This is a genomic window from Mycolicibacterium sp. HS_4_1 (genome assembly GCF_054515875.1).
This window is the reverse complement of the sequence record NZ_CM137261.1, coordinates 2,044,272-2,055,100: the sequence shown is the minus strand read 5'-3', so window position 1 is coordinate 2,055,100 and position 10,829 is coordinate 2,044,272. Positions and strand designations below refer to the sequence as shown.

Annotated in this window: 11 protein-coding genes; 6 read left to right on the top strand and 5 right to left on the bottom strand. The window is 68.6% G+C overall.

Annotated elements, in window-relative coordinates; all coding sequences use genetic code 11:
* Positions 1–246: 246 nt before the first annotated feature.
* Positions 247–639, bottom strand: a complete 393-nt coding sequence (locus ACX12F_RS09755) for an SCO2097 family morphological protein (protein ID WP_459369374.1) — start codon at positions 637–639, stop codon at positions 247–249.
* Positions 640–848: 209 nt separating this feature from the next.
* On the opposite strand from ACX12F_RS09755, the gene ACX12F_RS09750 reads away from it, so the two are divergent.
* From ACX12F_RS09750 to ACX12F_RS09735, 4 genes are all read left to right on the top strand, one after another.
* The gene (locus ACX12F_RS09750; RefSeq protein WP_459369373.1) at positions 849–1,442 is read left to right on the top strand and encodes a GNAT family N-acetyltransferase; all 594 of its coding nucleotides are present in this window, start codon (positions 849–851) and stop codon (positions 1,440–1,442) included.
* Positions 1,443–1,504: 62 nt separating this feature from the next.
* Positions 1,505–2,146, top strand: coding sequence for an LppM family (lipo)protein (locus ACX12F_RS09745; protein ID WP_459370296.1), 642 nt, complete (start codon positions 1,505–1,507; stop codon positions 2,144–2,146).
* Positions 2,147–2,287: 141 nt separating this feature from the next.
* Positions 2,288–3,346, top strand: a complete 1,059-nt coding sequence (gene idsA2, locus ACX12F_RS09740; protein WP_459370295.1) for a bifunctional (2E,6E)-farnesyl/geranyl diphosphate synthase — start codon at positions 2,288–2,290, stop codon at positions 3,344–3,346.
* Between the two features lie 9 nt (positions 3,347–3,355).
* Positions 3,356–4,870, top strand: coding sequence for an alpha-(1->6)-mannopyranosyltransferase A (locus ACX12F_RS09735; protein ID WP_459369372.1), 1,515 nt, complete (start codon positions 3,356–3,358; stop codon positions 4,868–4,870).
* Here the strand turns inward: ACX12F_RS09735 and ACX12F_RS09730 are convergent.
* Positions 4,857–5,261: an Rv2175c family DNA-binding protein gene (locus ACX12F_RS09730; RefSeq protein WP_459369371.1), complete on the bottom strand. Its 405-nt coding sequence runs from the start codon at positions 5,259–5,261 to the stop codon at positions 4,857–4,859. The genes ACX12F_RS09735 and ACX12F_RS09730 overlap by 14 nt on opposite strands.
* Between ACX12F_RS09730 and ACX12F_RS09725 the strand changes: the two genes are divergently transcribed.
* Positions 5,251–6,501 (top strand): protein kinase domain-containing protein, encoded by a 1,251-nt coding sequence (locus ACX12F_RS09725; protein WP_459369370.1) that lies wholly within the window; start codon positions 5,251–5,253, stop codon positions 6,499–6,501. The genes ACX12F_RS09730 and ACX12F_RS09725 overlap by 11 nt on opposite strands.
* A gap of 70 nt (positions 6,502–6,571) precedes the next feature.
* Here ACX12F_RS09725 and ACX12F_RS09720 read toward each other — a convergent pair whose 3' ends face one another.
* Complete coding sequence (locus tag ACX12F_RS09720) at positions 6,572–7,957, bottom strand: class II 3-deoxy-7-phosphoheptulonate synthase (RefSeq protein WP_459369369.1); 1,386 nt, start codon at positions 7,955–7,957, stop codon at positions 6,572–6,574.
* A gap of 113 nt (positions 7,958–8,070) precedes the next feature.
* On the opposite strand from ACX12F_RS09720, the gene ACX12F_RS09715 reads away from it, so the two are divergent.
* On the top strand, positions 8,071–8,784 hold the full coding sequence (locus tag ACX12F_RS09715) for a zf-HC2 domain-containing protein (RefSeq protein ID WP_459369368.1): 714 nt from the start codon (positions 8,071–8,073) through the stop codon (positions 8,782–8,784).
* Between the two features lie 9 nt (positions 8,785–8,793).
* On the opposite strand, the gene ACX12F_RS09710 is transcribed toward ACX12F_RS09715, so the two are convergent.
* Positions 8,794–9,450 (bottom strand): DUF5134 domain-containing protein, encoded by a 657-nt coding sequence (locus ACX12F_RS09710; RefSeq protein WP_459369367.1) that lies wholly within the window; start codon positions 9,448–9,450, stop codon positions 8,794–8,796.
* Positions 9,447–10,820 (bottom strand): PepSY-associated TM helix domain-containing protein, encoded by a 1,374-nt coding sequence (locus ACX12F_RS09705; RefSeq protein WP_459369366.1) that lies wholly within the window; start codon positions 10,818–10,820, stop codon positions 9,447–9,449. The genes ACX12F_RS09710 and ACX12F_RS09705 overlap by 4 nt, the downstream gene beginning before the upstream one ends.
* Between the last annotated feature and the right edge of the window lie 9 nt (positions 10,821–10,829).

Genomic DNA, 10,829 nt, shown 5'->3' with positions numbered 1-10,829 from the left:
TCCCGGGGTGGAGGATGGCGGCAAACAGCCTGGATGCGCACTAAAACCGCAGCTGGAAGGCCATGTGGGGATGCGGTGGGGCAATGTGGGGAGCCGCGGAGCTCAGCCCCTGCAAAATCGCCGCGTCGCAGCCGCCGGCAAATTTCGCTACCAACCCGGCGTGTCTCGGAGTCACACCCCTCAAGGGGCGGCGAAAACAAAAACAGGGGTAGCCGAATCGGCTACCCCTGTTTCACGCGTCAGCGTTTACTCGTCGAACCTGCGACGGAATCGATCTTCCATCCGGTTTGTGAAGGAGTTACCGGCGCGAGCACGCTTGGACTTCCCGCCGGCCGGCACCGACTTCTCCTTGGACAGCACCCGGGGGCCGGTCACCGCGAACACCGCACCGGCAAACATCACCACGAAACCGATCACGCTCAGGATCGGCAGCTGGTTGACCCACAGAATCCGAAATGCCACGCCCAGCACCAACAGCGCCAGACCCAGGACGAACAACCCCGCGCCCTGTAGCCGACGGCGCGCCGACGGCGCGTGCACCGTGCCGCCCCGGACGCTCGAAGCGAACTTCGGGTCCTCGGCGTACAGCGCACTCTCGATCTGGTCGAGCATGCGCTGCTCATGATCGGAGAGTGGCATCCGCGCCTCCCAACTCACACCGCTGCCCGCAGCGGCTCCTGACGTCTGCACCCGTGGTCACGGATCCCTAACAGTCATGATACGAGGTCACACAGACACGTACCACATACTTCAGACTCCCGAATTGTAAGACTGGGACGTCGGCCCTGCGACAGCGCCTGTTCAGTACCCCGACACCGACTTCCCCGCCGCACCGAAAGGCTCACACCGTGGCGACGCTGCTGACCGATCTGTCGCTGGCTGACATGCAGCATCGACTCGACGACGCGTTGTCCGTCTACGTCGACGCCATGCGCTATCCGCGCGGCACCGAACGCCAGCGGGCCTCGATGTGGCTCGAACACACCCGACGTGACGGCTGGACCGGCGTCGCCGCGTTCGATGTTCCCTCGCCGGAATTGGCTGAAGGCGGGTCGATCGACTCGGCGCCCATGATCGGCGTCGCCTACGGGTACCGCGGCGCGCCCGATCAGTGGTGGTACCAACAGGTCGCCACGGGGCTGCGTCACGTCGGTACCCCGAGCGAACGCATCGACCAGCTGATGAATGGGTACTTCGAGCTCACCGAGCTGCACATCCATCCGCGGGCCCAGGGGCACGGGCTCGGCGAGGCACTCGCCCGCCGGCTGCTCGCCGGCGCCGCCGAATCGCACGTCCTGCTGTCGACGCCGGAGATCCTCGGCGAAGGCAACCGGGCCTGGCGGCTGTACCGCCGGCTGGGTTTCCACGACGTGATGCGCAACTACTTCTTCCCCGGTGATCCGCGACCGTTCGCCATTTTGGGCCGCGCCCTGCCACTCTGAAGCCCTGTGCACGCGCCATCTGGCACGATAACGGCGTGAACCGCCGCCGCCACCTGCGCGCCATGCTGCTGTTTCTGATGCTGCTCCCCCTCGCCGTCGGCTGCGTGCGCGTCCACACCTCACTCACCGTCTCGCCGGACGACCGGGTTTCGGGCCAGATCGTGGCCGCCGCCAAGGCCAAGAACTCGGACGACAAGGGTCCGCAGTTGACCAACAACCTGCCGTTCGCCCAGAAAGTGGCGGTCTCGGACTATCGCAAGGACGACTACGTCGGCTCCGAGGCGGTGTTCTCGGACCTGAGCTTCTCCGAGGTGCCCCAGCTGGCCAATCTGAGTCGCGACTCGGCCGGCGCCGACATCTCGCTGCGCCGTGCCGGTGACCTGGTGATCCTCGAAGGCCGCGTGGACCTGACCACGCTCAGCGATCCGGATTCCGACGTCACGCTGTCGGTAGCGTTCCCCGGCGACGTCACGTCGACCAACGGCGAGCGGGTGGCCAGCGACATCGTCCAGTGGAAACTCAAGCCCGGCGTCGTGAGCACCATGAAGGCCCAGGCGCGCTACACCGACCCGAGCGCGCGCTCGTTCACCACGGCCGCGATCTGGATGGCCGTCCTGGCCTTCGCGATCGCGGGCGTCATCGGCGGCCTCGCCTACTGGAGCCGCGACCGGTCCCCCACGTTCGCCGCAGCGTCCGATGAGTGACTTTGTCACTGTGTCCGATGAGTGACTTTGTCACTGTGTCCGACCTCTGATCCGACACCCTCTAATCTGGATGCACGATTCCGGGGTCAGGAGAGGGGACGCGCGCTGAGCGTCGATGCCGCAGGTCCGTCGGCTGGCGAGCTGGCGAATGCCATCACAGATCAACTGCGCGACTATCTCGCCGAACGCCGGCGGGACAGCGCCTACATCGGCGACGCCTACGCCGAGGTGACGGGCGCACTCGAAGAGTTCGTGCTCCGCGGCGGCAAGCGGGTCCGCCCGGCGTTCGCCTACTGGGGCTGGCGCGCCGTGGCTCCCGACCCCGGCCACCCGGCCGACTCCGCGATGTTGCGCCTGTTCTCCGCATTGGAACTGCTACAGGCCTGCGCCCTGGTCCACGATGACGTCATCGACTGTTCGGCAACCCGGCGCGGCCTGCCCACGGTGCACCGGCTGTTCGCCGACCGGCACCGCCGGCAGGGCTGGCGCGGCTCCTCGGAGCAGTTCGGATTGTCCGCGGCCATCCTGCTCGGCGACCTCGCGCTGTCGTGGGCCGACGACGTGGTCTCGGCCGCCGACCTGTCCGCCGATGCGCGGCGGCGCGTCAACGAGGTGTGGGCGCACATCCGCACCGAGGTCCTCGGCGGGCAGTACCTCGACATCGTCGCCGAATCCAGCGGCGCCGACACCGTGGCTTCCGCGATGAACGTGAACTTGTACAAAACCGCGTCGTACACCGTCACCCGGCCGCTGCAGCTGGGCGCCGCGGCGGCGGCCGACCGGCCCGACGTACAGAAGATCTTCCACGCGGTCGGCACCGATCTGGGCATCGCGTTCCAGCTGCGCGACGACGTGCTCGGCGTGTTCGGCGATCCGGCCGTCACCGGCAAGCCGTCGGGTGACGACCTGCGCTCGGGCAAGCGCACGGTGCTGCTGGCCGAGGCCGTTGAACTGGCCGAACGCGCCGACCCGGCCGCGGCGAGCCTGCTGCGCGACTCGATCGGGACCGACCTGACCGACGGCCAGGTCAGCGACCTGTGCGGCGTGATCGAGTCCGTGGGTGCGCTGGCCGCCGTCGAACAGCGCATCGCGCTGCTCACCGACCGCGGACTGGACGCCCTCGCGTCGTCCCCCATCGACGACCAGGCCAAGGCCGGACTCACCGAACTCGCCCGGCGGGCGTCGAACCGGTCCGCGTAGACACCGACGATGACCACCTCGACTACTGCGCCCGGGGCGCTGGCCCGGCTGACCACGTTCGGACGATCCGACGAGGGCCGCCCGGCGCTGCTCGGCTTTGCCGGCGCCATCCTGATCGCTCTGGGCGGGCTGGGCGCCGGGAGCACCCGTCAGCACGATCCGCTGCTGGAGTCGATGCACCTGTCGTGGTTCCGGTTCGGTCATGGACTGGTGCTGTCGTCGATCCTGCTGTGGACCGGCGTGGCCCTGATGCTCGTCGCCTGGCTGGCACTGGGCCGGCGCGTGGTGGACCGCACGGCGACCGACTACACGATGATCGCGACGACCGGCTTCTGGCTGGCCCCACTGCTGTTGAGCGTGCCGGTGTTCAGCCGCGACACCTACTCCTACCTGGCCCAGGGCGCGCTGCTGCGCGACGGACTGGACCCCTATCTCGTCGGGCCGGTGGACAACCCGAACTCGTTGCTGGACAACGTGAGTCCGATCTGGACCACCACCACCGCGCCGTATGGGCCGGCGTTCATCCTGGTGGCGAAATTCGTCACCATGATCGTCGGCGACCATGTGGTGCAGGGCACCATGCTGCTGCGGCTGTGCATGCTGCCCGGCCTGGTCATGTTGATCTGGGCGGCGCCCCGGGTGGCCCGCCACGTCGGCGCCAACAGCGCTGCCGCCCTGTGGATTTGCGTCCTCAACCCGCTGGTGATCATCCATCTGATGGGCGGCGTCCACAACGAGATGCTGATGGTCGGGCTGATGATGGCCGCCATCGCGCTGACCTTCGAACGGCATCCCATCGCCGGCGTCAGCATGATCGCCCTCGCGGTGGCGGTGAAAGCCACCGCGGGACTGGCGCTTCCATTCATGGTGTGGGTCTGGATGCGCCAGTTACGCGAACGACACCCGTGGGGCGCGGTGCGCACCTGGATCGCGGCGACCGCCGCATCCGGAGCGATCTTCACCGTGGTGTTCGCCGTGGTCACGGTGGCGGCGGGCGTCGGGCTCGGCTGGCTGACCGCGTTGGCCGGCTCGGTGAAGATCGTGAACTGGCTGACCATCCCGACTGCTGTGGCCAACCTGATTCACGCCATCGGCGGGCTGTTCACCACCGTCAGCTTCTACGCGGTACTGGACGTCACCCGCATCATCGGCATCGCGATCATCGCAATCTCCCTGCCGTTGCTGTGGTGGCGATTCCGCCACACCGACCGGGAGGCGCTGATCGGCATCGCGCTGGTGATGGCCGTCGTCGTGCTGTTCGTGCCCGCCGCGCTGCCCTGGTACTACACGTGGCCGCTGGCGATCGTCTCGGCACTGGCGCAGAGCCGGTCGGCGATCGCGCTGATCGCCGGTTTCTCGACCTGGATCATGGTGATCTTCAAACCCGACGGATCGCACGGCATGTACTCCTGGCTACATGTCATCCTGGCGACGGGATGCGCCGTGGCAGCGTGGTACTCGCTGGCCCACGCGCCGGAGCCGCAGACGGCGACGGCGACAGCCGAGCCGGCTAGTACCCCATAGCCTGGGCGCGCCGCAGCACTTCCCTGGCCTGGTGCGAATGCAGCGCGTCGACCGGACGGGCGTTGACGTGGCGTTCGGTGCTGCCGTCGCGGGTGAGGGTCAGCGACTCGTCGGCAGTGAACAACCAACGCACGATGTGGGTGTCGTCGTATCCGCCGTCGCGCAACAACACCAGCAGGCCGGGCAGCTGCTTGACCACATGACCCTTGGCGTCGAAGAAGATCTTGGGCACCACGACGGCACCACCCCGCCGCACTCCGATCAGATGACCATCCCGCAGCTGCTGATGCACCTTGGTCACCGGAATACCCAGCATGGATGCCACTGCGGGAAGGTCGTAGACCGCTTCATCGGGATCGATAACGTCCTCGGCGGCCGGAATGCTGCTCACCCAGGAGATTCTAGAGCCGTACGATTGCCACGTGCAGCCATCCCACCAACCCGACCCACTGATCGGTACGGTGCTGGACGGGCGCTACCGCGTGGATGCCCCGATCGCCAGCGGCGGCATGTCGACGGTGTACCGCGGCCTGGACACCCGGCTTGACCGGCTGGTCGCACTCAAGGTCATGGATTCGCGGTACTCCGGCGATCAGCAGTTCCTGACCCGGTTCCAGCGCGAGGCCCGCGCCGCCGCCGGTTTGAAAAGCCCTGGGCTGGTAGCAGTTTACGACCAAGGCGGCGGAGACATCAGCCGGGCGGCGCCTTATCTCGTCATGGAACTCGTCGAGGGCGGCACCCTGCGCGAGTTGCTGCGCGAGCGCGGCCCCATGCCCCCGCACGCGGTGGCGGCCGTGCTGGCTCCCATGCTCGACGGCCTCGCGGTGGCCCACCAGGCCGGCCTGGTGCATCGCGACATCAAGCCCGAGAACGTCCTGATCTCCGACAGCGGTGAGGTCAAGATCGCCGATTTTGGGCTGGTGCGCGCGGTAGCTGAGGCCAAGATCACATCGACGAGCGTCATCCTCGGCACCGCGGCGTACCTCTCCCCCGAACAGGTGAGCACCGGGGACGCCGACCCGCGCAGCGACGTCTACTCCGTCGGCATCCTGGCGTACGAGCTCCTGACGGGCACCGCGCCGTTCACCGGTGACAACCCACTCAGCGTCGCATATCAGCGACTGGACCAGGACGTGCCACCGCCGAGCGCCGCAATCGCCGGTGTGCCAAAGCAATTCGACGACCTGGTGGCGTGCGCGACCGCCCGCGTGCCCGACGACCGCTACCTCGATGCCGGCGACATGGCGGCAGAGCTGGCCGCGATCGTCACCGACCTGGGCCTGCCCGAATTCCGCGTGCCGGCACCGCAGAATTCGGCGCAGCACACCGCGGCGGCTGCCCAACGCGGCCGGGCTGATCGCACCACGGTGGCGACGGGCCGGGCACCGGCACCGAAGCCAGCGCCGCAGCACACGCTGCAGTTCACCATGGACCCGGCGATGGACCCGGCCCTACTCGAATCACCCGTGGTCGCAAAGCAATTCGCGGGCATCGACCTCGACGACTTCGCCTGGGCCCGGCAACGCTCGCGGCGCGCCGTGCTCTTCTGGGTCATCGCGGTCGTCACCCTGACGGCGCTGGTCGCCGCCGGCGCCTGGACGCTCGGCACCAATATCAACGGGTTGTTCTAGAACGCCGAGAGGCCACCTACTGCGCGGATTTCTCGGAAATCGCGCGGTAAGTGGCCACCGGCGGGCGGTTCTAGTCGCGCAGCATCTCCGCGACCAGGAACGCCAATTCCAGGCTCTGCTGGGTGTTCAGGCGCGGGTCGCACGCCGTCTCGTAGCGGCCGGCCAGGTCGTCGTCGGAGATGTCCTGCGCGCCACCAAGACATTCGGTGACGTTCTCGCCGGTGATCTCGACGTGGATGCCGCCCGGGTGGGTGCCCAGCGCGCGGTGCACCTCGAAGAAGCCCTGCACCTCGTCGACGATGCGGTCGAAGTGCCGGGTCTTGTAGCCGGTCGAGCTCTCGTGGGTGTTGCCGTGCATGGGGTCGCACTGCCAAATGACCTGGTGGCCAGAGGCTTCCACCTTCTGGATGATGCCCGGCAGCACGTCGCGCACCTTGCCGTTACCCATCCGGCTGACCAGCGTGAGCCGGCCCGGAATGTTGTGCGGGTCAAGGCGTTCCACGTACTCGACGGCCATCTCGGGCGTCGTCGTGGGGCCGATCTTGATGCCGATGGGGTTGGCGATGGTCTCCACGAACGCGATGTGCGCATGGTCGAGCTGGCGGGTGCGCTCGCCGATCCACACGTAGTGCGCAGACAGGTCGTACAGGCGCGGTTCGCCGAACTCCGTCGACAGCCGCAGCATGGCGCGCTCGTAGTCCAGCACCAGGGCCTCGTGGCTGGCGTAGATCTCAGCGGTCTGCAGGTTTCGGTCGTTGACGCCGCAGGCGGTCATGAAGTTCAGACCGCGGTCGATCTCGCCCGCCAGCGCCTCGTACCGGGCACCCGCCGGCGACGTGCGGACGAACTCGCGGTTCCACTCGTGCACCTGCTGCAGCGACGCCAGGCCCGACGAGGTCAGCGCCCGCACCAGGTTCATCGCGGCGCTCGCGTTGGCGTAGGCGCGCACCAGGCGCGACGCGTCGTGCACCCGCACCGCGGGGTCCGGGTCGAAACCGTTGACCATGTCACCGCGGTAGGACGTCAGGCCCAGGGAGTCGGTGTCCGACGAGCGCGGCTTGGCGTACTGCCCCGCGATGCGGGCCACCTTGACCACCGGCATGCTGGCGCCGTAGGTCAGCACGACGGCCATCTGCAGCAGGGTCCGGATGTTGGCCCGGATGTGCGGCTCGGTGTTGTCGACGAACGTCTCGGCGCAGTCGCCGCCCTGCAGCAGGAACGCCTTGCCCTGCGCCACGTCGGCCAGCTGCAGCTTGAGCTTCTCGATCTCCGACGGCACGGTGATGGGCGGCACGCTCTCGAGCACCTTGCGCATCGCGGCAGCCTGGTCCGCGGGCCAGCTGGGCTGCTGCGCGGCCGGGCGGGACAGCGCGTCGGCAAGGCGCGCGTGCAGGTCCCCGGGCAGCGGGGGCAGCTCGGGCAGCTGGTCGATGGGTACGTCGACGGTCCAGTTCACGTGTCCATGGTACCGGCGCCGACCAGCGAGTATTTACCCACCAAGACGGCCTTGGATCGACGGATTCGGGACCACTGGGAGAAAACCGGGCCCCGTGCGCGACTATTGACGATGTGGAGTGCGAGATTGCTCGGGAGGCGCTGTCCGCGCGGATGGACGGCGAGCACGAACCCGTCCCCGCGCGCCGCGTCGACGAGCATCTGGCGTCCTGCCCGGACTGCCGGCAGTGGCACGACGAGCTGAACGGCCAGATGGAACTCTTGCGCGGGCTCATCGCCTCTGACCGCACCCGCGTCACCGCGGTCGCCGACACCGTCTCCCATCCTGCCCTGCCCGACAACGGCACCGGTATCGACTGGGTGCGCGGCAGCCTCACGGCGGTGGGCGCCATCCAGATCGTGCTCGCCGTGCTCCAGGCAGCGGGCGTCAGCATCGGCGTGCATGTCGGCCATTCGATGGGCGGCCACGTGGTCAACGAATCGACGGCCTGGTCCGTCGCGCTCGGCGTCGCCATGCTGGTCGCCGCCGCCCGGCCCGCCGCGGCCATGGGTCTGGCCATCGTCGGCGGGGTGTTCACCTTGGTGCTCGCCGGCTACGTCGTCGTCGACGGACTGACCGGCGCGGTCGGTACGGTACGCATGCTGAGCCATCTGCCGGCGCTGGCCGGTGTGGTGCTGACCGTGCTGGTATGGCGTCGCCATACCAGCGAGCCGCCCCGGCGGGATCGCGACGCGGCGCCCACGCTCGACGACATCACGCTGCCGGACAACGCCTCGCGCGGGCGCCGCCGGGGCCATCTGTGGCCCACCGACGGCAACGCGGCCTGAGCCACTGCTTCAGACCATCACGGCGAACATGATCGCCATCCCGGCCGCCGCCATCGCCTGGCAGGCGACGGCGAACCACAGGTGCGCCGGAGCGTCGGGGCGCTGCTGCCGCACTGTGAAGTAGCGGATGGCCCACCACGCCGCCGCAACGCCGAACACCCCGGTGACCGTCCAGTTCACGACGCCGACCCACTCCGGCGGGTGCCCGCAGCCACTCATCGGGCCGGAATGCGTCGCCATGCCGGACATGTCCATGCCCGGCATGGACGGCATCGACGACGACGCCTCTGGTACGTCGGCAACCGTCCCGGCGCACTGCGCAGGCAGCACCCGACCATCCATCACCGCGTACATCCACGCCATCGCCAGCATCATCACCGCGTGATAGCCGTCGGCGACCCGGTGTCCGGTGCGCACCAGCAGGACCACGACGAACCATCCGGCCGCCAGCAGGAAGAGCACCATGGGCGGCCGGTTCGGCACCGCCATCCCCGCCGGCCATGCCATGACCAGCATCGCCACCGCCATCAGCAGATGCAGCACGCGGCTGGTCTGGTCGATCCACGTCCGGTTCTCGTGGGCCGTGACCAGGGCATACACGCATTGTGCCGCACTCAGGAGGAACAGCGCGGTCACGAACAACCGGAGCCAGATGTCGGCGATCATTGGAGCGCCTGCCGGCGCTGACGCCAACCGAGCGCGACGTCGACCGCCACGAACAGGGCAAGGGTGAGGCCGAACAGCGGGGCGAAGGAACCCACGCCGGCGAGCACCAGCACGAGCAGCACCGCCTCGTAGGGCCGTAGCGCCGACAGCGCGCCGCGCCGCCGGCCGGTGGGCAGTGCGAACCCGGCACCGCGGGTCGGCCGCCGTCGCCACCACATGCGGTAGCCCAGCAGGATCGCCACGATCATCGCGATGGCGACCGCGATCAACGCCAGCTGGTTGACCAGGCCGAACAGGATGCCCATGTGCAGATCGATGACCCAGTCGGTCATCTTGGCCATGAGCGGCCACTCGGCGAAGTCGAGCCGCGACGTCACCTTGCTCGTGGCGGGGTCGACGACGATCGCGTCGTACTGCGTCGGCCAGTCGCGTTTGCGCTCGGCCACTTGCCAACCCTGCCCGCTGGTCGCCGGCGGATACATCCACATCGGGGTCCTCAGGTGCGCATCGCGTGCGACCTGCAGCGTCGCGTCCGCACCACGTAGCGCGGTGGCCTCGTCCAGCGTCGTGCCGGCCGTCTGGCCCGGTAGCGCGGTGTCGACCGACGGGCTGGTCCAGCTCAGCTGTGTCCGCAGCTGGGCGACGTTCTCCCCTGCGAACCGGGACCATGTCATGCCCGACACCGCCAGCAGCGCGACCGCCGCGAGGATCCAGACCCCGAGGGTGCCGTGCCACGACAGCAACCGGCGCCGCCCCGCCGCCCGCACATCCGGGACGACCAGTCGGCGCGGCTGTCCCTTGTTGTGTCCGATCCACAGCAGCAGGCCGACACCGGCGATCACCCACGACCAGCTGGCCGCCAGCTCGCTGTAGTTCCGCCCGAAGGCCCCGAGGTGCAGGTTGCGGTGCAGTTCGTCGAACCAGGCGCGCACCGGCAGCCACTGGCCGTACGTGGTCAGGGCGCCGCGGACCGCGCCGGTGTACGGGTCGACGAACACCGTGCGCGCGTAGTCGGCCGGGACGTCGTCCACCGCGAGCGTCACCTGCGTCGTCTCGTCCGGCGCGGCGGGCGGCCGAATGCTGGTGACGGTGCCCTCAGGGTGGGCTGCGCGGACCGACGCCAGTTGAGCCGCCAATGGCAGCTGGCGGTCCCCGACATGGTCGACGGTGAGTTCGTGCCGGTACACCGCGCTGTCGATCTGCGGGATCACCGCGTACAGCAGCCCGGTGACCGCAGCGATCAGGATGAACGGCGCGACGAACAGACCGGCGTAGAAGTGCAACCGCAGCAAGGCCGGGCGAAAGCGCTTCCACAGCGATGGATCGGACGTTGCGGGGACGTCCGATTCAGGCAGTTGGGTGTGACTCACAATTTGTAT